This window comes from Sorangium sp. So ce204 (assembly GCF_051526795.1).
Classification (GTDB): Bacteria; Myxococcota_A; Polyangia; order Polyangiales; family Polyangiaceae; genus Sorangium; species Sorangium cellulosum_B.
This window is the reverse complement of sequence record NZ_CP150317.1, coordinates 621,371-648,203: the sequence shown is the minus strand read 5'-3', so window position 1 is coordinate 648,203 and position 26,833 is coordinate 621,371. Positions and strand designations below refer to the sequence as shown.

Annotated in this window: 17 protein-coding genes; 10 read left to right on the top strand and 7 right to left on the bottom strand. The window is 73.2% G+C overall.

Annotated features, from left to right (window positions below; genetic code table 11):
• Nucleotides 1-90: 90 nt before the first annotated feature.
• Both WMF22_RS02370 and WMF22_RS02365 read left to right on the top strand, forming a co-directional pair.
• Complete coding sequence (locus tag WMF22_RS02370) at nt 91-4,050, top strand: serine/threonine-protein kinase (RefSeq protein ID WP_438034693.1); 3,960 nt, start codon at nt 91-93, stop codon at nt 4,048-4,050.
• A gap of 954 nt (nt 4,051-5,004) precedes the next feature.
• The gene (locus WMF22_RS02365) at nt 5,005-6,006 is read left to right on the top strand and encodes a squalene/phytoene synthase family protein (RefSeq protein WP_438034692.1); all 1,002 of its coding nucleotides are present in this window, start codon (nt 5,005-5,007) and stop codon (nt 6,004-6,006) included.
• Here WMF22_RS02365 and WMF22_RS02360 read toward each other — a convergent pair.
• From WMF22_RS02360 to WMF22_RS02340, 5 genes are all read right to left on the bottom strand, one after another.
• Complete coding sequence (locus WMF22_RS02360; RefSeq protein ID WP_012233064.1) at nt 5,994-6,362, bottom strand: response regulator; 369 nt, start codon at nt 6,360-6,362, stop codon at nt 5,994-5,996. The two genes, WMF22_RS02365 and WMF22_RS02360, sit on opposite strands and share 13 nt — an antisense overlap.
• Nucleotides 6,359-8,503, bottom strand: coding sequence for a HAMP domain-containing sensor histidine kinase (locus tag WMF22_RS02355; protein ID WP_437297509.1), 2,145 nt, complete (start codon nt 8,501-8,503; stop codon nt 6,359-6,361). Before WMF22_RS02355 ends, WMF22_RS02360 begins: the two co-directional genes overlap by 4 nt.
• Before the next feature lie 284 nt (nt 8,504-8,787).
• Nucleotides 8,788-9,498 carry a glycosyltransferase family 2 protein gene (locus WMF22_RS02350; RefSeq protein WP_437297508.1) on the bottom strand — a complete coding sequence of 237 codons (711 nt, stop codon included), beginning with the start codon at nt 9,496-9,498 and terminating at the stop codon, nt 8,788-8,790.
• 95 nt (nt 9,499-9,593) lie between these two features.
• Nucleotides 9,594-10,031: a rhodanese-like domain-containing protein gene (locus tag WMF22_RS02345; protein ID WP_438034691.1), complete on the bottom strand. Its 438-nt coding sequence runs from the start codon at nt 10,029-10,031 to the stop codon at nt 9,594-9,596.
• Between the two features lie 33 nt (nt 10,032-10,064).
• Complete coding sequence (locus WMF22_RS02340) at nt 10,065-11,288, bottom strand: DUF1015 domain-containing protein (RefSeq protein ID WP_438034690.1); 1,224 nt, start codon at nt 11,286-11,288, stop codon at nt 10,065-10,067.
• Between the two features lie 219 nt (nt 11,289-11,507).
• Between WMF22_RS02340 and WMF22_RS02335 the strand changes: the two genes are divergently transcribed.
• The 3 genes from WMF22_RS02335 to WMF22_RS02325 all read left to right on the top strand — a co-directional run bounded on the left by WMF22_RS02335 (nt 11,508) and on the right by WMF22_RS02325 (nt 16,256).
• On the top strand, nt 11,508-13,166 hold the full coding sequence (locus WMF22_RS02335; RefSeq protein WP_438034689.1) for a helix-turn-helix domain-containing protein: 1,659 nt from the start codon (nt 11,508-11,510) through the stop codon (nt 13,164-13,166).
• 85 nt (nt 13,167-13,251) lie between these two features.
• Nucleotides 13,252-14,724 carry an ArnT family glycosyltransferase gene (locus WMF22_RS02330; protein WP_438034688.1) on the top strand — a complete coding sequence of 491 codons (1,473 nt, stop codon included), beginning with the start codon at nt 13,252-13,254 and terminating at the stop codon, nt 14,722-14,724.
• 662 nt (nt 14,725-15,386) lie between these two features.
• The gene (locus WMF22_RS02325; RefSeq protein ID WP_438034687.1) at nt 15,387-16,256 is read left to right on the top strand and encodes a hypothetical protein; all 870 of its coding nucleotides are present in this window, start codon (nt 15,387-15,389) and stop codon (nt 16,254-16,256) included.
• 263 nt (nt 16,257-16,519) lie between these two features.
• Here WMF22_RS02325 and WMF22_RS02320 read toward each other — a convergent pair whose 3' ends face one another.
• Nucleotides 16,520-17,539, bottom strand: coding sequence for an OmpA family protein (locus tag WMF22_RS02320; protein ID WP_438034686.1), 1,020 nt, complete (start codon nt 17,537-17,539; stop codon nt 16,520-16,522).
• 151 nt (nt 17,540-17,690) lie between these two features.
• Between WMF22_RS02320 and WMF22_RS02315 the strand changes: the two genes are divergently transcribed.
• From WMF22_RS02315 to WMF22_RS02305, 3 genes are all read left to right on the top strand, one after another.
• Complete coding sequence (locus WMF22_RS02315; RefSeq protein WP_438034685.1) at nt 17,691-18,644, top strand: LysM peptidoglycan-binding domain-containing protein; 954 nt, start codon at nt 17,691-17,693, stop codon at nt 18,642-18,644.
• Complete coding sequence (locus WMF22_RS02310) at nt 18,641-19,897, top strand: serine/threonine-protein kinase (RefSeq protein ID WP_437297500.1); 1,257 nt, start codon at nt 18,641-18,643, stop codon at nt 19,895-19,897. Before WMF22_RS02315 ends, WMF22_RS02310 begins: the two co-directional genes overlap by 4 nt.
• Before the next feature lie 103 nt (nt 19,898-20,000).
• Nucleotides 20,001-21,443 carry a choice-of-anchor D domain-containing protein gene (locus WMF22_RS02305; RefSeq protein WP_438034684.1) on the top strand — a complete coding sequence of 481 codons (1,443 nt, stop codon included), beginning with the start codon at nt 20,001-20,003 and terminating at the stop codon, nt 21,441-21,443.
• A 56-nt stretch (nt 21,444-21,499) separates the two neighbouring features.
• On the opposite strand, the gene ftsH is transcribed toward WMF22_RS02305, so the two are convergent.
• Entirely contained in the window at nt 21,500-23,359 is a 1,860-nt protein-coding gene (ftsH, locus tag WMF22_RS02300) for an ATP-dependent zinc metalloprotease FtsH (RefSeq protein ID WP_438034683.1), read from the bottom strand.
• A 290-nt stretch (nt 23,360-23,649) separates the two neighbouring features.
• Between ftsH and WMF22_RS02295 the strand changes: the two genes are divergently transcribed.
• On the top strand, nt 23,650-24,609 hold the full coding sequence (locus WMF22_RS02295) for a DUF58 domain-containing protein (RefSeq protein WP_437297497.1): 960 nt from the start codon (nt 23,650-23,652) through the stop codon (nt 24,607-24,609).
• Nucleotides 24,606-26,753, top strand: coding sequence for a VWA domain-containing protein (locus WMF22_RS02290; protein ID WP_438034682.1), 2,148 nt, complete (start codon nt 24,606-24,608; stop codon nt 26,751-26,753). Before WMF22_RS02295 ends, WMF22_RS02290 begins: the two co-directional genes overlap by 4 nt.
• Nucleotides 26,754-26,833: the final 80 nt, after the last annotated feature.

The window sequence follows — 26,833 nt, the reverse complement described above, 5'->3', positions numbered from 1 at the left end:
ACTCAGCTCCAGCGTGGATGTCGGGAAGCCGCTTTTGACCTACCACCTGGGGCGAATCCAGGCCCGGGCCAAGGGTGCGCCGGTCCCTCGATGATCACGACGCCGAGCTCGGGGCAGGCCAGGCACCCTCCGGATGTCCCGGTGTCCATCGGGCCGTGGCGGGTGCTCGCGCCGCTCGGCCGCGGTGGGATGGGGGTCGTCTACCGCGCTCAGCACAGCGTCACGGGCGCGCTCGCGGCGCTGAAGACCGTCTGCGTGGGCGACGAGAGCCTCGTCTCCAGCATCCGCCGCGAGATCCACGCGCTCCGGGGCGTCGAGCACCCGGGCGTCGTGCGGGTGCTCGACGAGGGGGTCCAGGGCGGGCTCCCGTGGTACGCGATGGAGCTCATCGAGGGGCGCACGCTGCGCGATCACAACCAGGAGCGCTGGCGCGCCCGCGGGAGCGTGAGCAGCGAGCCGACCGTGAGCGTCTCCACGGCCATGAACGCGCAGGCCAGCACCGCGACGGCGGAGATCGCGCCCGCCTCGATCATCCCGCGCTCGTACCAGCCGTTCGCGCCGCGCCCGTTCCACCGCGCGGCGGGCGGCGCGCTCCGCCAGGCGCTGACGCTCCTCCGCGCGATCTGCCGGCCGCTCGCGTACGTCCACGGCCGGGGCCTCGTCCACCGCGATCTCAAGCCGGACAACGTGTTCATCCGCCCGGACGGCACGCCGGTGCTCTTCGACTTCGGCCTCGCTTTCCAGTTCGAGGGGCACACCGGGCGCGACGTGCTCCAGGCGGGCGGCAGGCTGATGGGCAGCCCCGACTACATGTCCCCCGAGCAGATCCGCGGCGACCTCGTCGACGCGCGCGCGGACCTCTACGCGCTCGGCTGCATGATCTACGAGGCCGTGACCGGGGCCGTCCCGTTCCTCGGCGACTCGAGCTCCGTCGTGCTGTCCATGCACCTCTACGCCGAGCCGCTCCCGGCCTCCGAGCTCGTCGCCGACGTGCCTCCCGCGCTCGACGCCCTCATCGCGCGGCTCCTGAAGAAGCGCCCCGAGGACCGGCTCGGCTACGCCGACGAGGTCGCGACCGCCCTCGCCGAGCTCGGCGCGGCCGACACGCCGCCGGGCGACTGGAGCGGCGCGGCGCGCGCGCGCGTGCGCGTGCCGAACGCGCAGCCGTACCTGTACCGGCCGCGCCTCGCCGGGCGCGGGGAGGCGCTGCAGCAGATCACCGCGGCGCTCGAGCGCGCCCACGAGCGGCGCCAGGGCAGCCTCGTCGTCGTCGGCGGCGAGAGCGGCGTGGGCAAGACGCGCCTCGCCGTCGAGGCGGCGCACCAGGCGGCGCTCAACCGCATGGCCGTGGTCACGGGCGCGTGCGCGGCCGTGTCCGCCGAGGTCGAGCGCGAGGGCGCGGTCAAGGCCGCGCCGCTGCACCCGTTCCGCCCGCTGCTGCTCGCGGTGGCCGACCGGTGCAACGAGCTCGGCCCCGCGGGCTACGACGCGCTGCTCGGCCCGCGCGGCAGGGTCCTCGCGCCGCACGAGCCGTCGCTCGCCCAGCTCCACGGCCACGACCGCTACCCCGAGCCGCCCGAGCTGCCGCCGGACGCGGCCCGCTACCGGCTGCGGACCGCGCTCGCCGACACGCTCGCCGCCTTCGCCGCGACGCGGCCCGTCCTGCTCGTGCTCGACGACCTCCAGTGGGCCGACGAGAACTCGCGCGCCGTCCTCGATCACCTCGACGCCGACTACTTCGCGGCCCATCCCGTCGTCCTCCTGTGCGCGTACCGGACCGAGGAGACGTCGCCCGCGCTCTCCTCGCTCCTCGGCGCCCCCTGGGCCTCGCGGCTCGAGCTCGGGCGGCTCGACCGCGGCTCGGTCGGGCGGATGGTGCGCGACATGCTCGCCCTGGACGAGCCGCCGGAGGCGTTCGTGCAGTACCTCTTCGAGCAGTCGGAGGGGAACCCGTTCTTCATCGCCGAGTACCTCCGGGCCGCGATCCAGGAGCGGGTGATCTACCGGGACGAGGCCTACGCGTGGCGGATCCGCGCGGGCGCCGAGGGCGCCGCCGCGGAGCGGCTCGCCCGCGCCGCGCGCGGGAGCCAGCCGCCCGCGCCGCTGCCGCTGCCGGGCTCGCTGCGCGAGCTCGTGGCGCGCCGGCTGTCGGGGCTGAGCCACGAGGCGCTCGCGCTCGCGCGGCTCGCCTCGGTGCTGGGCCGCGAGCTCGAGGAGCGCCTGCTGCTCGGCGCCGCGGGCCTCGCCGAGGTCGACGCCATGGACGCGCTCGCGGAGCTCGCCCGCCGTCACGTGCTCGAGGAGACGGAGCCGGGGCGGCTCGGCTTCGTGCACGACAAGCTGCGGGAGATCGTCTACGCGGGCATCCCCGAGCCGGAGCGGCGGGCCCTGCACGCCGCCGCCGCACGCGCGATCGAGGGGCTCCACCGCGACGCGCCGGGCCTCGCGCTGTCGTACCCGCTCCTCGCCCACCACTATGGAATCGCGGGCGCCGTCCAGGAGACGCTGGAGTACCTCGACAAGGCGGGCGCCCAGGCCCTCGCGACGGGCGCCTCCGGCGACGCGGTGGATTTTTACAAGAGGGCGCTCGACCTCGACGGCGCGCACCCGCCGGAGGAGCGCGCGCCGCCGATCCGGCGCGCGCGCTGGGAGCGGCGGCTCGGCCAGGCCCACTACAACCTCGGCGATCTGCTCGGCGCGGAGCGGCACTGCGCGGCGGCGCTGGAGCTGCTCTCCCGGGACGAGGCCGCGTGGCTCCGCGCGGGGGAGCGCGCGGCGAGCGGCCGCGCGGGCCTCGGGGCGCGGCTGCGCCCGGCGATGGCCTCGCTGAAGCAGCTCGGCCTGCAGCTCGCGCACGTCGCCGGCCTGCCGGCCCCGGTCGCGCGCGACGCGGCCGCGCGCGAGCGCCTCGCCGAGGCGTCGCTCGCGGCGGAGAAGCTGTCGGAGACCTACCTGTTCCGCAACGAGCCGACGCTCGCCTTCCTGGCCGCGCTGGCGGCGACCAACGCCGCGGCGCGGCTCGGCCCGTCGCTCGCGCTCGCGCGCGGGTACGCGACCCTGAGCGTCGCGTTCGGGTACGTCCCGTGGACGGCCGTCGTCGACGCGTACGCCGCGCGCGCGACGGCGGTCGCCGCGGCGCTCGACGACCCGCAAGGCGTCGCGTTCGTCTCGTGCCTGCGCGGGCTGACGGCGCTCGGCGAGGGCCGGTGCCGCGACGCGCGGGCGCTGCTCACCCAGGCCGAGCGGCTGGCCGAGGCGCTGCACGACCGCCGCCGCAAGGAGGAGTGCATCACGCTGCTCGCCGGCGCGGCGTACTCCGAGGGCCGCTGGAGGGAGGCGCTCGACCTGTACGGCGCGCTGGTGATCGCGTCGCGCGAGAGCGACAACGCGCAGGGCCACATCTGGGCGGAGAGCGGCCGCGCGCAGTGCCGGCTGCTGCTCGGCGACGGCGAGGGCGCGATCGCCATCTTCGACGCGCTTTCGGCCGAGGTGCAGCGGCTCGGCGATCGCACGCAGCAGATCACGCACGGCCAGGTCGCGCTGGGGCACCTGCTCCGCGGCGCGCGGGGCGAGGCGCGCGCGGCCGCCGAGCGGACGCTCCCCATGCTCCGCGAGGGACAGCCGGCGGGCTACCACTGCCTGTACGGGTATGCGGCGACGTGCGAGGTGCTGCTCGCGCTGCTCGAGGACGCCCCTGGCTCGGCGGAGCGGCGCGAGCTCTCCCACCTCGCTGCGGAGGCATGCCGCGCGCTCGGCCGGTACGCGCGCATCTTCCCCCTCGGCCGCTCGACCTCGCTCCGCCTGCGCGGCCTCGCCGCGTGGCTCGCCGGCGGCCACGCGCGCGCGAGGCGGCTCTGGGCCGCGGCGATCGACGACGCCTTGCAGCGCGGCCTGCCCGTCGAGGAGGCGCGCGCCCGCTTCGAGCTCGCGCGGCACCTCCCGCGCCGCGATCCGGAGCGCGAGCGCCAGATCGCGCGCGCCGCCGCGGTCTTCTCCGCGCTCGATCTCCAGCACTGGCGCGACCGGGTGGCCCGGCTGCGCGAGCGCTAGGACCTCGCGTCCCGGACGAAGAGCACAAAAAAGAGCGCCCATTCGACGGCGGGAGGGAAGCCGTCACGGGCGCTCTGCCCCTCGGCTTTAGCACTTAGCAGGATACGGGCCAGGGCCCGACCTTGCTCGATTCATGGAGTCGACCTTAAGGACGCTCCTGACGTCTTTCGAACCTGAGGTCCTCGATCGCAGGTGTGAACACGATGAACGCGCGGGGGCGCGGCTCGATCTCCTCTGTCTGGAGCGGACGCGACCCGGGCGCGCCGGGCGCGGATGACCGCTTTGGATCGTGGTCACAACCACAGTTCGGGGCCGTTCACCGCAGCACGCACGGCGCGATGACAACCGCTGAATCGCCCCTCTCACGAGCGCGTCTAGCATCGCGTCCGATCGCGAGTCGGAGCGTTCCCGCCGCGCCGCTCACCGAGGCAGACCGAGCAGCGGAGAGAGAGGCTCGCCCCCCGGCGCTCACCCGCCCTCACGTGGGGCACAGAGGCCATCCGCCAGGAACTCCGGAATAATCCATGTGCCTAGAACACGTGACCTACCGCCGAGACGGAGCGAGAGAGGCCCGAGGCGTCAGGCCATCACTGACGTTATCCGTTGGACAATGTACCGACCCAGGGTATACACCGACGATCATTGACGGCATGTTCCCAACACACCGGCAAAACACACAGGGAATCCATGCATTATCTCCGGCGCCCGTGCCCTGGACGACGAATTTCCGCGTCGACTGAGGGACGATAAGGCCTCATAAAGGAAGGCGAACAGGCGTCACCGCGCATCTCTCGGAGGATCGGAAAGTTCTACACGGTAGAGAGCCACCATCCATCACCGGCGCAGGCGCCCCAAGCAAACAGGGTGAGCCACGTCCATAATCGCCAGTGACCGCGCGCGAAGCCAGGGCGACACACCGGCGACAAGCACGTTCAACGTGCGGCACTCGACATCGTGAAACCTACTCAACACATCTCCTCTCGACCGCCCTACCTGCCCGCTGCCGCACCGGCATCGGAGCGGACTCCCTACCAGCCGATCTCGGCGATCGTCGGCTCATCGCACTATCGCGCCCTGTCGGACGACGCGTTGAAAGACGAGGACAACGCCGCGTGGGTGCTCGGCCTCGCGCCTGACGTGAAGCGGGCGTGGCTCGATCGCATCCGCTGGATCCGGATCGTCGATCGCCTCGCCGAGAACGAGCGCATCGAGCCCCACGCGCGGCGATTCAGCCGCTTCATGGTGGCGTGGAGGCGCGTCCGTTCCTGCGGCTTCGTCGATCCGTGCTGCCCCTTCGCGCGCGAGCTCTCGGCCATCCACGCGCTGTGGCTCCGCCGCCCCGCGCTCGATCGTCCCGACCTGGACGAGATGCAACCGCGCTCGCTCGCCGCCTGGGACGCCTACTTGCTCGCCCTCGCCGACTACCACGCGCCCAGCCTGCTCATCCGCACCCTGAAGGAGCACGACACGATGCTGGTGCGGCTGTCAGGCCATATCTTTCAGCTGGTTCCGTTCCTGACGAAGGAGCACTGGGACGCTGCCGGGGAGTTCGGTCGGCTCGATCAGTTCTTCAACAACCTGAGGGACATGCAGGAGGACGCCGATCGCGGCATCTGCTACCTGCCCGAGGAGGAGCTCGCGCGCCATGGGGTCGCGCGCGCTCAGGTGATCTCCGGACGGTGCGTCGACACGCCCGGATACCAGGCCCTGATGCGGTACTGGCTCGAGGAGGTCATGCCAGCGCTCTACGCGCGGGCGGCGCCGTTCATCGAGGCGCGCGGCCTCCACCCCTCGCTCCAGATCATGAGGGAGTGGAGCCTGCGCCGTTATGCCCGCATCACACGGGTGTTCCGCGCGACCGGCTTCGATCACCGCCGGTTCCCCGCGCGGTACTGGGCCGAGGTGCGGCGCGACCTCGCCGAGCGGCGGCAGCTCCTCCGCGCTCACCCGGTGTAACGCCTCACCGTCGAGAGAAGCGCGTCCGGCTCGAACGGCTTGCCGAGCCACGCGTCCGCGCCGACCTCGGCCGCCCGCCGGTGCGCATCCGCGGCGGCGGTGAGCACGACGATGGGCGCCTGACGCCCGTGGCGGACCTCGAGCTCGCGCGCGAACTCCGGGCCGTTCATCACCGGCATCTTCATGTCGAGCAGGATGAGATCCGGCAGGTCGTGCTCCAGCTTGGCCAGCGCCTCGCGACCGTTGCACGCGATCTTGACCCGGTAGCCGTCCTCCTGGAGCACGAGGGAGACGAGCGCCACGAGATCCGCGTCGTCCTCCACGAGGAGCACCGTCTTTGCGTGTCTGTCGCTCATCGTCGATCGGCCGCGGGGGCCTCGCTGCTGAGTGGAAGGGTGAAATAAAACGTGCTGCCGCTGTCCTCCTCGCTCTCGAACCAGATGCGACCGCCGTGGCGGGTGATCATGTCCTTCGCAAGGAACAGCCCTATTCCCATGCCGCCGTAGTCGTGTCGCGTGTCCGTGTGCGCGCGGAAGAAGCGCTCGAAGATCCGCTCCTGCCTGTGGGCGGGGATGCCGACGCCCTGGTCGCTCACGGACACGACCGCCTCGAAGCGCGGCGCCGCGCCGTGCCGCTGCGAGAAGAGCGCGGCGTCGCAGGAGGACGGCGGCGACGACGCCGGCGCGCGCTCGGCGACGGCGACACGCACGTCGACGTCGCCGCCTTCGGGCGAGTACTTCACCGCGTTGTCGAGGAGGCTCGCGAGCACCTGGCGCAGCCGCTCCGGATCGGCGCGCACGACGGGCGGCCGCTCGGCGTCGAGCGACAGCCGCACCCGGTGGCGGCTCGCCGACTTCGCGACGCGATCGACCGACTCCTGCGCGAGCTCCTTCAGATCGACGTCCTCCTCGGAGACCTGGAGCACGTCGAGCGTGACCTGCGAGATGGCCAGGAGATCGTCGACGATGCGGTTGATCCTGTCCGCGCCGCGGTCGATGGCCTCCAGCATCTTGCGGCGCGGCGCCGGCAGATCGTTCGAGTTGCGCAGGAGCGCGAGCGCGTATCCCTTCATGATCGCGACCGGCGTCTTGAGCTCGTGCGCGCCGACCCGGATGAACTGATCCTTGACGAGATCGAGCTCCATGAGCTCCGTCACGTCGCGGGCGACCGCGACCGCGCCGAGGACCGCCCCGCCCTCGCTGCGGATCGGCGCCGCGCTGGTCCGCAGGAAGACGTCGCGGCCCGCGCGGCCGTCCGCGAGCACCTGCTCTTCCTGCACGATGGTCTCGCCGGCGAGCGCCCGCACCATGGGCAGCTCGTCGCGCGTGAAGGCGCGGCCGTCGCTGTGGCGCATCCGGCCGAGGTCCATCACCTCCTCGACCATCCGGCCGGCCTGCTCCGAGCGGTCCGAGAGGCCGAGCAGCCTGAGCCCCGAGGCGTTGATCATCGTCAGCCGGCCCTGGCGGTCGCACGCGAACACCCCCTCGACGAGGTTGTCCAGCACGGCCCCGAGCTGCGCCGCGCGCTGCGCCGCGTCCTGCAGCAGGCGCTCGCGCTCCGCCAGGTAGCTCCGCGTGCGCCGGGACGACTCCTCCAGGCGATCGACCATCGCGTTGACGCCGCCCGCCAGCGCGCCGATCTCGTCCTTGAAATAGACCGGGATCCGCTCCAGCCGGTCGACCTCGCCGCGCTGGACGATCTTCTGGATGACCGCGGCGACCTGCTGGAGCGGGCCCGCGAGGGCGCCGGCAAGGAAGCCCGCGCAGACGGGCGCCCAGGTGACAGCGACCATCGAGAAGATCGCCAGGGTGAGCTTCAGGCCGGGCTTGGCCGGCCCCGCCGTCTCGCCGAGCACCATGGCCGCCATCCAGCTCGTCGGCGCGATGGCGAGGCAGGCGCCGAGGATCACGAGGCGGACGGCGAGCGAGTAGCCCTTGCCGGGCATGGAGAGGCCGCGCTCGCGCGCGATGAGCGAGATCACGCCGGCGGCGGGGGCGAGCAGGCGGCCGAGGATGCTGTAGGCGAGCGGCAGCGCGGCCGCGAACAGGGCCAGCGCGAACAGGGCCAGCGCGACGCCGCGCTGGACGCCGAGGGGGCTCTGGTCCGGCGCGATGAAGTAGAGCGCCATCGTGACCGGCAGGTACAGGAGCCCCCACGACACGGCCCAGACCGTCGCGAACGCGAGCGGGGTGTCGTAGGCGGCGTTCGCCGCGGCGAGGACGACCTCCTCCGGGGGCGCCGCGCCGCCGCTGCTCGTGTCCTCGACGCCCGCGCCGCTCTGGAGGCGATGGGCCACGGCGTACTGCCGCAGGCGCTCGATCGGGCGCAGCATGTGGACGAGCAGCGCGATGAGCCCCCCCGTCTTGACGAGGTACATGAGCCCGATCAGCCCGAGCAGCCGCGCCTGGACCGCCGAGTCCACGACGCCGAGGAGGCGCAGGTGAGCGACCGGGACAAGCAGGCTGTACGGCAGCTCGATGCCGAATGCATAGGCCACGACCCGGGGCGTGAACGACAGAGTCCGCGACCTCCCCGGATTCCAGATTCTAGCCCAGGCAGCTCGGCTGATGGCCACGTCCGTCACCCCCCTTGTTGAAGCATGGCTGCGGGGTTCGCGCCCTGAGCCCCTCCGCGCCAAGTTGATGAGTCAGGTCGCCAGGCAGCTTTGCTATGAAAACCAATGAGCGAGTTGTCGACCGTTTTGAGCAGCGGCTCGTGTCGATTCGATCGACTCCCACTCACACGTTCCGTCCGCGCGCGGGCGTTCTGCGATTTTCCTGATCAGCTCAGGGACTGCCTTATGGCATTCCTGGCGATCAGGAAAAGGATGGTGAGCACGTGGCGCGCGCGCAGGCCGCTCGCCTCACCGCGGTAGACGGGACGCACGCTGACCTCGCAGACGCGGAGCCGGCGCGCCGCGAGGGCGGCGAGCAAGTCGTTCGGATAGCCGTAGCGGGGCCAGAGGCCGTCGAGGTCGAGCGCGTCGAGCGCGCGGGCGGAGATGGCGGTGTACCCGCACTGGCTGTCGGAGAGGGCGTCGAGCCCCGCCGCACGGCGGGTGAGCGCGGCGAGCGCCGCCGTCGCGGCGAGCCGCTGGAGAGGCATGACGCGCCACACGTCGGGGTGGCGCAGCCGATCGCCCTTCACGTAATCGGCTTCGCCCGAGGCGATCGGGGCGACGACGCGCGGGAGATCGCGCGGATCCATCTGCCCGTCGCCGGCCATGACCGCGACGGCGGAGGCGCCGAGGGCGCGAGCGCGCCGGTAGCCAGCGACGATCGCCGCGCCGACGCCGCGGCACTCCGGGTGGACGAGCACCTCGAGGCGCTCGTCCCCGAGCGCGCGCGCCACCTCGGCCGTGCCGTCTCGACTGGCATCGTCCACGACGATCACGTGGTCGACGAAGGCGGGGACCGACGCCGCCGCCTCGGAGATCCATCGCGCCTCGTCCCGCGCGGGGATGACCACTGCGACGCGCGCACCGTGGAGCACGCGGATTCCTAGCGGAGCGAGCGGCCTCCGGCAACGCGATCGACGCCGCGACGACGTGCTCGGCGCCGCGCCGCGAGCCGTGCGCGCCGGACGTATTACCTGCCAGCGCTCTTGCGGAGCTCGGCGTAGGAGCCGCCGGGCGTGGCCGTCTCGACGGGCAGCCCGGCCGGCCCCCACCCCGGCTCGGTGATCGCGCCGAACGCGTCGCGCGGCCCCTCGAAGCCGGCGCGTTGCTCGATGACGGCCGTGTAGCCGGCCGACACCATGGCCTCGGCCGCGCGCATCGAGCGCTGTCCGGACTTGCAGCCCACGATGAGCTTCGCGTCCGTGGGATAGAGGGCGCGGACCACATCGAGGAAGTCGGGGTTCTGCTTCATGCCGCCGGCGCCGGCGTGCATGAGCGGCACGTTGTGCGCGCCGCTCGGGTGCCCGGCCGCATATTCGGGCTCGCTCCGGACGTCGAGGTAGAGATACCCCTCCTCGTCGATGAGCTTCTTGGCCTGCTGGGGGGATACACGCTTGATGTCCGCCATGGGGCGCAGTCTACCCCCGGCGCGGCGCGCCCGTCAGAACGTATGAATGAAGAGCCCGCTGCGGAGCTTCGGCTCGAACCACGTGCTCTTCGGCGGCATGAGCAGCCCTGCGTCGCTCACCGCGAAGAGCTCGTCGATCTGCGTGGGATAGAGGTGGATCGCCATCGTGAAGGCGCCCGAGTCGACGCGTCGCTCGAGCTCGGCGACGCCGCGGATGCCGCCGACGAAATCGACGTGTTTGTCCCGGCGGGGGTCGCTGACGCCGAAGATCGGGCCGAGGATCTGGTCCTGGCAGATGGAGCAGTCGAGCGAGGCCACCGGGTCGTTCGCGTCGAACGACCCCGGGCGGACCCTGGCGGTGTACCAGCGGCCGCTAAGGTAGAGCCCGAAGGTCCGCGGCTCGGCCGGGGTCGCGGCCGCGCCGTCCCTCGCCGGCGCGAGGTCGAGCCGCTCGCCGAGGGCCGCGAGCAGCGCCTCCACGCTGCGGCCGGCGAGGTCCCGCACGACGCGGTTGTACGGCATGATGTTCATCTGGTCGTGCGGGAAGACCACGGCCAGGAAGACGTCGTGCTCGCCGCCGTCGCCGCGCAGCTTCCTGTGGACGCGCGCCGCCGCGGCGCTGCGGTGGTGGCCATCGGCGACGTAGAGCGTCGGGATCGCCTGGAAGCGCTCCTCGAGGTCGGCGGTCGCCGCGCGGCCGAGGACCCAGAGCTTGTGCTCGACGCCGTCGGCGGTCGTGAAATCGTAGATGGGCGGCGACTGCAAGGCCTCCGCGACGGCGCGATCGATGCCCGCGTCGGCGCGGTACGTGAGGAACACCGGCTCGTCGTGGGCGCCGAGCTCCTCGATGTGGCGGGTGCGGTCGTCCTCCTTGTCGGGGCGCGTCTTCTCGTGCTTCTTGATGACGTCCTGCTCGTACTCGGCGACCGCGGCGCAGCCGACGACGCCGATCTGCCGGTGATCACCCATCCTCTGGGCGTAGAGGTAGAGGTGCGGATCCGGGTCCTGCGCGAGGTCGCCGCCCGCGATGAGATCGGCGAGGTTCTGCGCGCCGCGGGCGTAGACGGCGTCGTCGTGCTCGTCCGTCCCCTCGGGCAGGTCGATCTCGGGGCGGGAGACGCGGAGGAAGCTGTGCAGGCCTCCCGCCGCGAGGACGCGCGCCTCGGCGGTGGAGATGACGTCGTACGGCGGGCTCGCGACGCGAGCCGCCTGGGCCTGGGGGGGTCGGTAAGCGCGGAAAGGTCGGACGGTAGCCACGGGGAGCGACTAGCCCAGCGGCCTGGGCGCGTCGAGGCGGCTCGCGCGGCGGGAGCCGCGGCAGGCGGGGCGGCAGACCGGCGCGGAGCCCCGGCGACGGCGGTGCTCATGGCCGCGCGCGGCGCGTGCTAGGAGGGGGACTCGCGCCGCGAGCCGCTCGCATCCGCTCGCCGCCGCACCACCCCGCCCGCGCGACCGCGCGCCGCACGAAGAGGAACCTTGTCCAGCTCCGGTGAGTCCTACCCTCCGCCGCGCTATTCGACCCTCCCTCCCGGCTCGGCGGACGACGATCTCCCCCTGCCGGGCGAGATCACCTCGTTCTCCAGCTCGCGATCCCGCCGCGTGATCGCCGTGGGGGGCGGCCGCGGGGGCGTCGGCAAGGCGACGCTCGCGGTCAACCTCGGGGTGTACTTCGCGCAGCTCGGGCGCGACGTGATCATCATCGACACCGACGCTTACAGCCCGGGGCTGCACGCCGCGCTCGGGATCGAGGCGCCGCCGCTCGTCACGCGCGAGGACATCGAGGAGGGCAAGGCCGAGCCGATCGCGACCACGGTGCCCGGGCTCCGGCTCGTCCCGACCGCGTACGACCCGATGACGGCCACGCCGCTCCGGCCGAGCCGCGCCGCCTACTGGATGAAGATGATCCAGGAGCTCGACGTCGACTACGTGATCGTCAGCCTCGGCGCGGCGACCGGCTCGTCGACGCTCGACCTCTTCCTGCACGCCGACGTCGGCATCTGCGCCACCACGCCCGAGCCGCTCGCGGTCGAGCACTCCTACCGCTTCTGCCGCGCGCTCTACCAGCGCACCTTGCGACGGGCGCTCATGAAGGAGCGCTTCAAGATCCGGCTCGTGGAGAAGGTGGCCGCGTCGCTCCCGGCGCTCGCGACGCCGCGCGACTTCATCATGGAGGTGAAGCGGTTCGACGAGGGGGTCGCGTCGCTCGCGGCCGCGCAGCTGCCGCGGGTGAAGCCGCACCTCGTTGTCAGCCAGACCCGGCACCGCTCGGACCTGGAGCTCGGCCCCGCGATGAGCGCCGTCTCGGAGCGCTTCCTCGGCATCTCCCTCGACTACCTCGGCCACATCGAGCACGACGACGCGGTGTGGCTGACCGCGCGCCGGCGCCAGCCGCTCCTCATCGACAGCCCGACGTCGAAGAGCGCGCGCAACCTCGAGCGCGTGGCCCGGCGCATCCTCGCGCTGCTCGCCGCGCGCGACTCCCGCCCGGCCGAGGCGCACGCCCGCGCCCTCGCCGCCGCATCGAAGAGCGCCGCGCCGCCGACGCTCTACGAGGCGCTCGGCCTCGCGCGGACGGCCGCCGACGACGAGATCCGGCGCGCCTACAAGCGCCAGCGCGACACCTACCGGGAGGGGAGCCTGCCCGTGGTCAGCGTGCTGAGCCCCGCGGTGCTCCAGAAGGAGCAGGCGCGCATCGAGGAGGCGCACGACACCCTCCTCGATCCGGTGCGCCGCCGCGCGTACGATCTCTCGACCTACCCGGACGATCCGCGCACGCAGCTCGGCCCGGTGCGCGCCGAGAACGCCGCCGCCGCGGCCGAGCTGGCCATGCTCCAGGCCGAGCTCGCGCGCGAGATCAACGCCGAGACGCAGTTCAGCGGCGCGCTGCTCCGCAAGGTGCGCGAGTCGCAGGGCGTCGAGCTCACCGACATCTCGCAGCGGACCAAGATCTCGCTGGCGCACCTCCAGGCGATCGAGAATGAGGCGATAAGCGACCTGCCCGCGACCGTCTACGTACAGGGATTCGTTCAGGAAATTGCCAAGTACCTGCGGCTCGATCCGGCGCAGGTGGCGAAGACCTACATGCGTCGCCTGCGCGAGATCTCTGCGGGCTCGCGCGCCAAGCCGCATGGCTGAGGCGTCGCGCGAAAGCGACGGGGCGGCGCGGATCGGAGGCGGGCGCGACGGGCGCGGCGGGCGCGGCGGGCGCGGCGGGCGCGGCATGTCAGAGCGCGCCGGCGGGGATCGCGCGTTCTCGGCGCTCGCGTTCGCGCTCGCGCTGCTGCCGCGGCTCTACGTGGCGATCGCGTGGGCGCGCGAGCCGGTGTGGGACGGCCATTACTACGATTTCGGCGCGCGCCGCATCGCCGCCGGGCTCGGCTACTCGGACGATCTCATCGTCGGGGGCCAGGCGGTATGGCACCCGTGGTGCCATTATCCGGTCGGCTACAGCGGGTTCCTCGCGCTCGTCTACCGGCTGTTCGGCGCCGGGCCGCACGCGGCGACGGTCGCGAACGCGGTGATCGGCGCGCTGCTCGTCGTCGTGGTCCACCGCCTCGCCCGGTACGCGACAACGCCGGCGCGCGCCCGCGCGGCGGCGCTCCTCGCGGCGCTCTCGCCGGGGCTCATCGTCTATGCGGCGCTCGTCATGACGGAGCCGCTCGCGGCGCTCGGCCTGGTGACGGCGCCCTGGCTGCTCGCGCGCGACGCCGCGCGTGGTCGCCCGGCCCGCGGCGCGGTCCTCGCTGGCGTGGCGCTCGGGCTCTCGGCGCTGGTGCGGCCCCAGAGCCTGCTCTGCGCGCCGGCGCTCGCGCTGCTGGCCATACGCGGCCCGGAGGCGTCCGCGCCCGGAGGAGCGGCGGCGACGGCGTCTGGAGGGGCGGCCGCGTGGAAACGCGGCGCGCTCGCGGCGGCGCTCGCGGCCGCGACGGCCCTCGCGGTGGTGGCGCCGTGGACGATCCGCAACTGCCGCGTGATGGACGGCTGCGCGCTCGTCTCGACGAACGGCGGCTGGAACCTCGCCATCGGCGCGTTCCCGCGCGCGACAGGCCGCTTCGAGACGCTGCGCGCGGGCGACGGCTGCCCGATCGCGCGCGGCCAGGTGGCGCAGGACCGCTGCTGGATGGCCGCGGGGCTTCAATGGATCAAGAATGATCCAGGTCGCTGGCTGGCCCTGATCCCGAGGAAGCTGGGCTTCACCTTCGATCACGAGTCGTTCCCGATCGGCTATCTCGGCGAGGCGAACCCTGCGGCGTGGCCCGAGGAGCGGCGCGCTGCGGGGCGCCGCGTGCTCACGGCGTCGCACCTCGGGCTCTTGTCGGCTGCGGCGCTCGGGGTCGTGGCGATGCCCCGGCGGGGGCAGCGGCGGGCGCTCGTCGCGCAGCTCCTCGCGCTCGCGGCGGTGCTCGGGCTCGTCGCGTGGGGGGTGCTCGGCGACGGGCACGCGTTCTGGCCGCTCGCGGTGGCGATCCCGCTGATCGCCGCGCTGCCGCTGCCGGGCCGGCCCGTGAACGGGGGTGTCGTCGGCTACCTCGCGTTCGCGGTCGCGTCGGTGGCGCTGACGCACGCCGTGTTCTTCGGCGAGGACCGGTATCACATGGTCGTGACCCCGGCGCTGTGCATCCTCGCCGCGTGCGCGCTGCGGCGAGAGGAGGCGGCAGCCGCCGCGGAGCGGGCGGACGCGCATGAGGCTTGAATGGAGCCTGTCGGAGTGAGCGCGGATGGATGGGCTGTATCACAACCGATCCCGCGGCGTCGCCCAGAGGCGGCAGAGGCAGCCGGACATGAACGGCTCACCGGGCGCCCCGGCGCCGTGATCGCGAGTCGACCACGCTGGCCAGGGAGCGCGCAATATACGATTATCGCTCCTGTCTCGGAACGGACGGCTTATCCTCCATGTCACGTTCCGTCGGAGTCTGGACCGCCGACCACAGTGCCGGCCTCTCTTCTACATGCACATCTTACATGCACATCTATGCCCGCGAACGAGATCGCTCACCGGTGGGGACTCGACGTCGAGGCAGCCATCACCCACAGTTGGTTTGCTGATCCGGAGGACCGACCGGCGCAGCTCCACACGGCCACGGTGGCGCTGCGCGACATGGAGTCATGAGGGGGATTTCCCTATGAGGCATATGCCGAAATCGCATCAATGCCTCCTGGGCGACGTCGGCTGCATGCGCCGATGCTCCCGCGAGTGCGAAGAACGCAGGGAGGCTCGCCTCGGGCCTCCGCGGTGCGTGACGAGGCAGGTTGGGCCGTGCCAGCGCGAAACGGATCGCGCTGAGGTGAGGGACATGCGCGGACGGCGAGGTCCCCCGGAGGGCACGCGGTTCACAGAGGGAAGGGAGGTTTCTGATGGATACACGACGCAATGCACTTCAGCTCTTGCCTCAGCTCGCGCGCATCTTCCGCTATGCGGCCCAGAGCCTCGCCCGTCACCCCGTTCTGCTGGCACTGGCGCTCCTGATCCCATGGTCGACCGCCCGGGCCGAGACGGTGGAGATCGCCGTACCGAAAGCGGCAGTCGCTGCGGCTCTCAACGTCGCCTTGAGCTCGGTCCGGATCCATGTAGACAACTATGGAGATCGGCACGGGACGAGCTGGCACGAGGACAGCAGCTACATCCTGCTGCCCGACGGATCCAGGAGGCGCTTCTCCATACCTGAGTACACCTACAAGGTCACGAGATTCCGACAACTGAAATACTATATCGACGATTTCAACACCGAGAGCATCCAGGCGAGTGTCACGGGTAACCGCATGGAGATCCGGATTGCTTTCGAAAACCATGGCGAGGAAATCAAGGCTCGGTGCGTGCGCAGGCGACTCGGTCGTTGGAATGAGTGCACGTTGGACATCGAGCGGGACATCCATATGAGCAACGCTTTCATCAGCGTCTCGGCGGAACCAGTCGCCCACAAGGGCTCGATCTCGATCGACAACGTCGCAGCCGAGTTCAAGACCGACATCAACATCGCCAATCGACTTTGTCGAGTCTTCCGGGGAGTGTGCGGGGCGATCGAGAGAAAGGTTCGTAACGAGCTGACGAACCAGATCGAAGAGCTCGTCCGTGATAGCCTCTCAACGCAAGGAGCTCGGGATGCGGTGGCCAATGCAGTGAGGCGGGCCGCATCCATCCGGAGCTATATCGATCCGGCGTGGAAGGTGACGCGCGTGGTGAGCCGCGGCGGCAATTTCGTGGTGACCGTCGAGCGCCCCGATTAGAGCGCCGACCGGTCTTCGTGCCAGCGCACCTCACGGGACCATCGCCGCGACACACTCGCGGGGCGGCGTCCGGCCCGCGCGATGCCGGGGGCGTCTGCAAGGCGCGCACCGCGGCTGGACGCCAGATTGTCCGAAGCGGTTGCATCGCGTTCACCACGCGATCGTGATCTGCTGGTGTGCGACCCGGGCCAGATCGCGGCTGGGACGTGCGGTGACGAAGGCTCCTCTCCTGCTCGTCGGTCGCCTCCTGGCCATCGTGCCCCTTAGGGCGGCGTCACCGCTCCTGCCTCGCCCGCCGCCTTCCCCGGCTCTCCCTGCGCGCCTTGCACCTCTTCCTGCTCCGCCACCCACCAGATCTCGATCCGTCGGTTCTTCGCCCTCCCCTCCTCCGCCGTATTCGACGCCACGGGCGCGAACTCTCCATATCCCGCCGCAGACAGGCGTTGAGGCGACACCCCACGCTCGATGAGCACCTCGACGACCGCCACCGCGCGCGCCGCCGAGACGTCCCAGCTCGACGCGCCCTTCGCGCTCCTCGCCTTCCTGTCGTCCGTATGCCCGACGACCTGGAACCGACGATCCGCAATCGTCCGGAGCTCCCCGGCGACCTCGGCCAGAAGCTTCCGCCCGGCCGGCTTGACCTCGGTCCTCGCGCCGTCGAACAGCGCGTCGCTCGAGATCTCGAGCAGCGGCAGCCCACCGCGGATCCCGACGCGGATCTTCCCGCCGTCGACCGCCGCCTGGAGCCGGCCCGCGACGTCGCGCATCCGCGCCGCGCGCGCCTCGGCCGCCGCCTGCTTCCGGCGCAGATCGTCGAGCTTGGCCCGCGTCTCCGCGAGCTCCGCCGACAGGCTGCCCCGCTCCCCGGCGAGCTGCCCCACGCTCTGCCCGGCGCTCCGGAGCCGCGCCGACAGCTCCTCGTTCATGGCGGCGAGCTCGTCGAGCCGTCGCGCGAGCCCCGCCTCGGCCGTCGTCGCCTCGGACAGCCTGAGATCGCGCGCCCGGAGGTCGTCCGAGAGGCGCGCCAGCTCCTCCTCGATGGCGGCGACCTGCGCGGACCGCTGCGCGGCCTCGGCGCGCGCGCTCTGGGCCTCGGCCCGCGCCTTGTCACCCGCCTCGCGCTCTCTCCGGATCTCCGCGCGCGCCTCGTCGTACAGCCCCTGCCGGACGAGGCAGCCCGGCGTCGCCAGCCCGAGCAGGCCGGCCGCGAGGAGCCGCGCCGCCGCAGGCGAGCGCCGCGAGAGCCACGTCGGGATCCTGCCGGACGTCGTCGTGTATTTCATGCGTCGCGCGCACTCTGGCACGAAACCACGGGCGCGACGAAATCGTGGCGAACGTTCCCCACGCGCCGCCGCGCCGCCGCGCGAGCCGTCCCACGGCGCGCGATCCCCTGGTACCCTCGGCGGCGTGATGCCTCGGCGAGCTTGGTTTTCCGTGGGCGCCCTCGCAGCGACGACGCTGGTCGGCAGCGCCGCGGCGGCGTTCCCGCACGTCGTCCGCGAGGGCGAGACGCTCGCGCAGATCGCGGAGCGCACCTACGGGCGCGTGCAGATGGAGCAGGTGCTCGTCGCGGCCAACGCGCTCGACGCGGGCGCCGGCGTGCCGATCATGCCCGGCCTGCGGCTGGAGGTGCCCGCGCTGGGCCACCACCGCGTCACCGCGGGCGAGACCTGGGCGATCCTCGCGGAGCGGCTGCTCGGCACCGCCGACCGGAGCGACGTGCTCTCGATCTCGAACGACACGTGGCCCTGGCTCGAGCCGACCGACGGGCAGGAGATCATCGTGCCGTACAACCTGCGGTACGTCGTCGGCCAGCACGACACCTTGCTCACCATCGCCTATCGCTTCCTGGGCAAGCGGGACCACGCGTGGATGCTCGACAAGTACAACCACCTCAAGCAGCGCCCGCTGCGCCGCGGCATGGTGATCCTCGTCCCGCTCACGGATCTGCCGCTCACGGCCGAGGGCAAGGCCGAGGCCGCGAGCTCCGGCGCCCTGGTGCGCTCCGAGGGGGCCGGCCGCGCGCGCGACGCCCAGCGCCGGGTCGACGGCGAGCTGCCGCAGCTCGCCGGCGACGTGCGGAGCGGCCGCTACATCGACGCCGTCGCGCGGGCGAGCCGCCTGCTCGGCTACGGCGATCTCGCCCGGGTGCAGATCGCCACGGTGCAGCGGCACCTGCTCGAGGCCTACGTCGCGCTCGACGCCACAGGGCTCGCCGAGACCGCGTGCGCCGCGTGGCGCGAGGCCGACCCCGCCGCGCGGCTCGATCCCATCGAGCTCAGCCCGAAGATCGTGCGCGCCTGCACCTCGTCGACGGAGCTGCACCTCAGGGCGCCTTCGCCGGACCCCGCGCCGCCGATCCCGGCGGACGCGGGCGGTGGGCGGTGACCTCGCAGCAGCCCGCGCCCGATCGCCTGCCCGCCGGGCACGGCGTCGCGTCGCGGTACACCGTCGAGTCCGTCATCGGCGAGGGCGCCTCCGGCGTCGTCTACCGCGCCACCCGCGACGAGGACGGCCAGCGCGTCGCGCTGAAGGTGATCCACAGGCACCTCTCGGGCACGCCCCAGATCTTCAGGCGCTATCACCGGGAGGCCGCCATCCTGGAGCGCGTCGAGGGCCCTCACGTCGTCCGGATGCTCGACTTCGTCGAGGAGGGCGGGCTCCTCGTGATCGCGCTGGAGCACATCGACGGCAGCTCGCTCGAGGAGCTCCTGCGGGACCACGCGCCGATCGAGATCGACCTGGCGATCGAGATCGCCCTGCAGATCTGCGCCGCGCTGGAGACCGCGCACGCGGCGGGCGTGGTGCACCGCGATCTCAAGCCGGCCAACGTGCTCGTCGAGCGCCCGGACGGGCACGCGGGCGCCGCGCCGTCACCCTTCGCCGGCCGCGTCCGCGTGGTCGATTTCGGGCTCGCCAAGGTGGTGCACGGCGAGCAGCAGACGACCGGGCTCACCGAGAAGGACATGATCTTCGGGACGCCGGAGTACATGGCGCCGGAGCAGGTGCGCGGGGAGGACGTCGACCCGCGCAGCGACATCTACGCGCTCGGCTGCATCCTCTACGAGATGGCGGTCGGCGCCGTGCCATTCGACAAGCGGACGCCCATCGCCGTGATGACGGCGCAGATCGCCGAGCAGCCGCTGCCGCCGCGCGCCAGCGAGCGCTCCGCGCTCATCTCGGCCGGCCTGGAGGCGGTCATCCTGAGGGCCCTCGCCAAGAGCCCTTCCGAGCGGCACCCGAGCGCCAGGGCATTCGCCGACGCCCTGCGCGCCTGCCGCGAAGAACGGCGCGTCGTGCACCACACCCCCGCGAGCCTCGCGGACGCCGTCTCGATCACCGATCTCGCGCTCGAGCGGACCGGCCTGGATTACGCCGCGCCCCTCCAGGACGGCGCTTCCGCCTCGGGCGTCGGCCATGTTGGCCACGCCGGCCATCCGGCCACGCGTCCGGAGAGCGCGGTGGCGAGCGCGGTCAGGAGAGCGCTGCCCGAAAGCGCGGCCGCGGCGGCCCGCGAGGCGCCCGCTGGCCCTGCGCCGCCGGCGGGCGGCACATCGCGTGAGCTCATCCTCTGGACCGTGGTGGCCATTCTCTGCGCGGCCGCCGGCATCGTGGTCGGCACGCTGTTCGGGGCGCGCTAGGACGCGCTGAACGCAGCTGAAACGCAGCTGGGACGTGCCTTGCGCGCCGCCATGGGGGGCTGTGGCTATGGCGTGGAGCGCGAGGATCGTGGTAATCGTTCTCATGCGTTCCTTGCTGTCCGGCGGCGCTGCCCTCGCGGCTCTCCGCTCTGCTCGGCCCCGGCGGCGGCGCGCTCTCCCCTGCGTCGCCGCCGCGCTCGCCCTCCTCGCCCCCGCGGCCGCTTCGGCTTACGACTCGCTCGCCGTGCCGTGCGCGGACGACCCGCTCCAGTGCGCGCGGGGACCGCTCACGTTCCAGCGCAGAGACGCCATCCCGCTCGATCTCGACTTCGATACAGGGTGGGTCCCGCCGGGCTCACCGCTGCAAGTCAGCCTCGGGGCGGCGGTCTACGCCGACACCCAGATCTCGTTGAGCGGAGCGCTCGAGGCGTCGTGGCCAGAGGCGCTCGCGCTCAAGGCGCCAGGCGCCCCGGACGGAGGCGCGTTCAGCTGCGATGTCGGACTCGATGTCAGCGCACAGGGACGCATCAGCATTTCCGTCCTGGGCCAGGACGTCGACTGGACGGGGGATATCCCCTATGTGCCCCAGATCGATTTCCAGGTGCACGCCCGAGAGCATTTCGACGCCTGGGGCTGGGAGCCGGGCATCACGCTGGAGAGATCCACCGCGCTGCAGCGCGTTGCGTCCGTATCGCTCGGCGACCTCATCGGCGGCTCGATTCCCGGAATCGACGGGAGGTTCGAGCTCGACATCGCGATGGACGTCGCGGCCCGCTACACGACCCATCGCGTGGCCATCGAGACGCTCGATCAGGCGACGGTGAGCGGAGGCGACGTCACCTCCGAAGGCGGAGCCTCCTCCGTGAAGTACCTGGGGGGCCCGTCGGTCGAGCTCAACGTTCGTCCGGAGGGCTCGGTGCGGTACGACGGCACGCTCCACCTGGTCCCCGCGTTCGGCGTCAGCCTGCTGGGCCGCTCGTGGTCGATCCCGCTCGCCGACATCCCGCTCGCCTTCCCGCTCACCGAGCACGAATGGATCTTCGAGAGCGAGCGCGTCCATGTGCCGCTCCCGGACCTCGCGCTGGACAAGCAGGAGATCAATTTCGGCGCCGTGGAGGTGGGGCAGGCCAACGTGGAGCTCGTCCGGCTCTCGAACGCGGGGGAGGCGCTGCTCGACGTCGTCGTGACGACCGACGACCCGGAGAGCTTCGAGCTCGCGGACGCGGCGCTCGGGATCGACCCGGAAACGGAGGTCGACTTCGCGATCCGCTTCGCGCCGAAGGCCAGCGGCGCGTTCGCGGCGACCGTCCTCGTCGAGTCCAACGACCCCGACCGGCCCGTGCAGATGATCGCGGTGCGAGGGATCGGCGTCGGCGAGCCGGAGGCCCCGGCGGGCGGCGAGCTCGCGGAGGAGGACGGCGGCTGCGCCTGCCGCGCGGCCGGGGGCGCGCCGCGCGGCAGCGCCGGCGGCCGGGCCTGGGCGGCCGCCGGCCTGTCGCTCGCCGCGCTCGCGGGCGGCCTCAGGCGCCGGCGGCGCGCGGCCTGAGGCCCACGCCGCGCTCGGCGGGCGGCCTCAGGCGCCGGCGGCGCGCGGCCCGAGGCTCACGCCGCGCTCGGCGGGCCCACGGCGATCTTCCGCCGCGTCGACACGGCGGCGATCTCCTCCAGCTCCTCGCCGCGCAGCGTCTCCTTGAGCACGAGCGTCTCCGCGACCGCCTCGAGGCCCTCGCGGCGATCGACGAGCAGCTGCTTGGCCTTCAGGTACATCTCGCCGAGCCGCTCCCTCACCTCCTCGTCGACCTCGCGGGCGGTCTCCTCGCTGCACGTGCGCTCCTCCTGGATCACGCCGAGCATCGGCGCTCCGACGGTGCGCGCGAGCGCGGCCAGCCCGAGGCGCCGGCTCATCCCGAGGCGGGTCACCATCTCGCGGACGAGCGCCGTGGCGCGCCCGAGATCGTCGTGCGCGCCGCTCGACACCTGCCCCAGCGCGAGCTCCTCCGCCGCCCTGCCGCCGAGCATCACCGTGACGCGCGACTCGATCTCCTGCTCGGTGACCAGCTGGCGCTCGTCGCGGGGCACCTGGATCGTGACGCCGAGCGCGCCGATCGTGCGGGCCACGATGGACACCCGCTCCACCGGATCGGCGGCCGGCAGCGCGAGCGCGACGAGGGCGTGCCCGGCCTCGTGGTAGGCCACGCGCCGCCGCTCCTCCGCGGTCATGATCTGCCCGCGGCGCCGGAGCCCGAGCTGCGAGCGATCGAGCGCCTCGTCGAAATCGGCCTGTCCGATCTCCCTTGCGCCGCGCCGCGCCCCGGCCAGCGCGGCCTCGTTGACGATCTTCGCGAGATCGGCGCCGACCATGCCCGGCGTGCGGCGCGCCACGAGCCCGAGATCGACGTCGCTCGCGAGCGGCACCCGCCGCGCGTGAACGGCGAGGATCGCCTCGCGGCCCCGCAGATCGGGCCGATCCACGATGACCTGGCGATCGAAGCGCCCGGGCCGCAGGAGCGCCGGATCGAGCACCTCGGGGCGGTTCGTGGCGGCCATCAGGATCACGGTGGTGCGCGCGTCGAAGCCGTCGAGCTCGGCGAGGAGCTGGTGGAGCGTCTGCTCTCGCTCGTCGTGGGTCGCGAGGGCGCCGAGGCCGCCCCGGGTCCTGCCCACGGCGTCGATCTCGTCGATGAACACGATGCTGGGCGCGCTCTTGCGCGCCTCCTCGAAGAGCTCGCGGACACGCGCGGCCCCGAGCCCCACGAACATCTCGACGAACTCGCTCGCGTTCAGGGAGAAGAACGGCACGTTCGCCTCGCCCGCCACCGCGCGCGCGAGCAGCGTCTTGCCGGTGCCCGGCGGCCCGATGAGCAGGAGGCCGCGCGGGATCCGCCCGCCCAGCGAGCGGTACCTCGAGGGCTCCTTGAGGAAGTCGACCACCTCGACGAGCTCGTCCTTGGCCTCGTCGACGCCGGCGACGTCCGAGAAGCGCACCGGATCCTGCCTGGATCGATCGTAGATCTTCGCCTTGCTGCGCAGGAACCCGAGCGGCCCGCCGGCCCCCTGCCCCGCCCGCCGCAGCATCATGAAGAACGCCGCGTTGATGAGGATGAGCGGCAACATCCAGATCGCCACCTGCATCCACACCGACGTCTGGGGGCTCTTCGCCTCGATGCGGACCTGCTTGTCGAGCAGCGCCCTCACGAGCGGCTCGTCCTCGACGCCGGGCAGCCGCGTCACGCGGACGCGCTCCTCCGGTCGTTGCGGGCTCTCGCGGCGGATGAGCTCGATCTCGTCGGGCTTCACGATCGCCGCGGAGATCTCCCCGCGCCGCACCTCGGCGACCGCCTCGTCGTACGGCACGAGCGGGCTCCCTCGTGACCTGAAGATCCCGGAAAGGACCAGGATCCCGACCGCGATCAGCAGGTACCCGAGCCACGCGCGCGACGCCGGCCTCTTCTCGTCAGCCATTCCACGGAGCTGATGTGCGGCGGGCGTCGCCTCGGCAAGCCCTCGCCCCCGGAAGAACGGGAAAGCCCACGAGAAAGCCGCGCGAGGGAGGGAGCCCAGGAGCGCCCCCGAGCGCGGCTCGGCGCGCCGCCGGCGCACGGCTGCCGCGCGTCCACCCGCAGCGCCGGCGCGCCGCTGCCGCGCGTCCACCCGCAGCGCCGGCGCGCCGCTGCCGCGCGTCCACCCGCAGCGCCGGCGCGCCGCTGCCGCGAGGTGATCGCCCGGTGGATCCAGGCTAAGAAGCGGGCACCGTGCCGCTCGCCTCCGACCGCGCCTCGCTCGCCGCGTTCCCCATCGACTGGGGCGGGCTCGCCCCGCTCCGCCTCAAGTCGCGCGCCGTCGCCGAGGGCGTCTACGCCGGCATGCACCGGAGCGTCCGCAAGGGCGCGGGCGTCGAGTTCGGCGGCCAGCGGCCCTATGTGCCCGGCGACGATCTCCGCTTCTTCGATCGCCGCGCCCTGCTCCGCCACGATCGCCTCATGGTGCGCGAGTTCGAGACCGAGACCGATCGCGCCCTGTGGCTCTGCGTCGACGCGACCGCCTCGATGTCGTACCGCGGCCGGCGCGCGCCCGGCGCCAAGCTGGCCTACGCGGCGCTCATCGCCGCGGCCATGGCCCGCGTCGCGCTCGCCACCGGCGACCCGGTGGGGCTCGCCTGGCTCGGCGGCGCCGGCACCCACGGCCTGCCCGCGATGGCGGGGCGCGAGGCGTTCGAGCGCATCGTCGGCGCCCTCGAGGCCACCTCCGCCGCCCAGGACTGGAGCGGCGACGCCGGCGCCGTCGAGCGCGCGCTCGCGCCCATCGCGAAGAAGGCCCGCCGCGGCGCCGTCGTCCTCCTCATCTCGGATCTCATCGATCTCGCTCATGAATCCGGCGCGGCCCCGTCGGGCGCCGATCGCGCGCTCTCGGCGTTCACGTCGCTGAGCACCGGCGGCCGCACGCTGATCGCGCTCCAGGTCCTCGATCCCAGCGAGGCGACGCTCGACTTCGAGGGCAACGTGCGCCTGCGCGCCCTGGAGGGCGGCGCTGTCGTGGAGGCCGACGCGGGCGCGGTCCGCGCGCAGTACCAGGCGCGCCTCGCCGCCCTGGCCGAGGTCTGGTCGCGGGCGCTCGCGTCGCGCGGCGGCCGCCTGCTCCGCGCGACGAGCGCCGATCCTCCGACCGACGTCGTCCGCGCGCTCGTGCAGGCGATCGCCGAGGTGCGCCGATGAGCTTCGTCACGCTCGGCGCGCTGCTGGTCGCGCTGCTCGTCGGCGCGCCCGTCGCCGCGCACCTCCTGCGCCGTCGCCGCGCCGAGGAGCGGCCGTTCCCGCCGGCGCGCCTGGTCCCGCCCACGCCGCCGACGGCGCGGCGCCGGAGCCTCCTCGAGGACCGCGCCCTCTTCGCCACCCGGGCCGTCTCGGTGATCGCGCTCGCGGTGCTCGGCGCGACGCCGCTCCTGCGCTGCTCGCACCTGTCGCTCAGCCGCAGGGCCGGCGCGTCGGTCGCGCTCGCCATCGTCGTCGACGACTCGCTCAGCATGCGGGCGCGCCCGGACGGCGCCGCGCGCGATGGGCGTTCGATCGACGCTTCCTCGCACGCGCCCTCGCGGTTCGAGCGCGCGCTCACGGCCGCGCACGAGCTCGCCAGCGGCCTCGCTCCCGGCGACGCCGCGGCGCTCGTCCTCGCGGGCGCCCCGGCCCGCGTCGCCCTCGCGTCGACCACCAACCTCGCCGCCGTCGACGAGGCGCTCGCCGCCGTGGCGCCCTCGGACCGGGCCACCGACATCGACGGCGCCCTCGCGCTCGCCCGCGATCTGCTCCGTGGGCTGCCTCAGAGCGACAAGCGCATCGTGCTCCTCAGCGACCTCGCGGACGGCACGCCCGGCGCCCCGCCCATCTCGGGCACCCCCGACATCGCCACGTGGGTGCCGCTCCAGGAGCTCGAGGCGGCGGGCCAGGACTGCGGGATCGTGCGCGCCGATCGATCCGGCCAGAAGGCGCGCGTCCGCGTCGTGTGCACCGCCGCGTCGACCGCGGCGCGCGGGCCCGACGTCGCCGTCGCGCAGCGAGACGGCGGCGCGGACGCGCCGCCCGCCGCGGGCTCGAGCGCCGCGGGCGCCTCGGCGACAGGCGCCTCCGCCGCGGCGGGGCGATCCCTCGAGGTGCGCGCCGGCGACGCCGTGCTCGGCAAGGTCGCGCTCGATCCGGCCCTGCGCGCCGAGGAGCTCTCGATCGACCTCCCGGCCGGGGCGCCCGAGATCCTGATCGCCGCGCTCACCGGCGGCGACGCGATCGCCGAGGACGACCGCGCCCCGATCATCTCCGCCGGCGGCCCGCTCTCGATCGCGGTCGTGGTCGACCCCGCGACGACGCACGTCGAGACGGGCGGCCCGCCGCCGCTCGAGCAGGCCCTCTCGGCGCTCGATCTGGACGCGCAGATCAGGCCGCTGCCCTCGGTCCCGGAGCACGCGGACGAGCTGGCTGCGCACGCGGGGCTCATCGTCGACGACGCGCCCGGCTTCACGCCGGAGGTGCGCCGCTCGCTCGCCGCGTGGGTCGAGCGCGGCGGCGTCGCGCTGCTGACGCTCGGCCAGCGCGCGGCCGCGGCGCCGCTGGGCGCCGGGTTCGAGCCGCTGGTCCCGGGCGTCGTCCGCTGGTCGGCCTCCCCGGTGCCCGGCGTGGATCCGGCGACGGCGGGCTGGCTCGGCCCGTCCGCGCCCGGCCTCGCCGACGTCGCCCCGCGAGGCCGGGCGACGCTGGGCGCGGAGGCCTCGGAGGGCGCCGAGGTGCTCGCCCGGTGGGCGGACGGCGCCCCGTTCCTCGTGCGCCGCCCGCTTGGGCGCGGCGTGGTGCTGTTCATGACGCTGCCCCTCGGCACGGAGGAGAGCGACGTCGCGCTGCGGCCCGCGTTCCTGTCGTTGCTCGACGGCTTCGTCGGCGCCGCCCGCGCCCGCGGCGGCGCGCGGCGCCTCGCCGCGGGCGAGCTGTGGACGTTCGACGGCTATCACGACGTCAAGGTCGAGCGCGTGCGGGTCGATCGCGACGGGGCCCCGCAGGGCTCGCGCTCACGCGAGGCGCTCCCCGTCGCCGAGGTCGAGCGGCGCCTGCGCGTGTCCCCGCCGCTCGCCGGCCTCTACGAGCTCACCCTGGACGGCGAGCGCTCGACGCGCGTCGTGTCGGTCCCGGAGCGCGAGATCGACCTCCGCCCGAGGCGCGTCGCCGAGAGCGCCCGCGCGGCGGAGCTGGGCGGCATGGCCGCATCCATCGACGGGTCGCCCTACGTCGCGCTCCTGCTGCTCCTGTTGCTCGCGGTCGAGCTCTTGCTGCGCGCCATCGGAGGGCGGCAGGAGCCGGCGGAAGGCCAGGCGAGCTGAGGCCGGCCCCCTCCGGCGCGCTTGCCCGCGCGGAGCGCACGCCTGCCGGCGCGGAGCAGCCGGCGTCGAGTCGAGTCAAC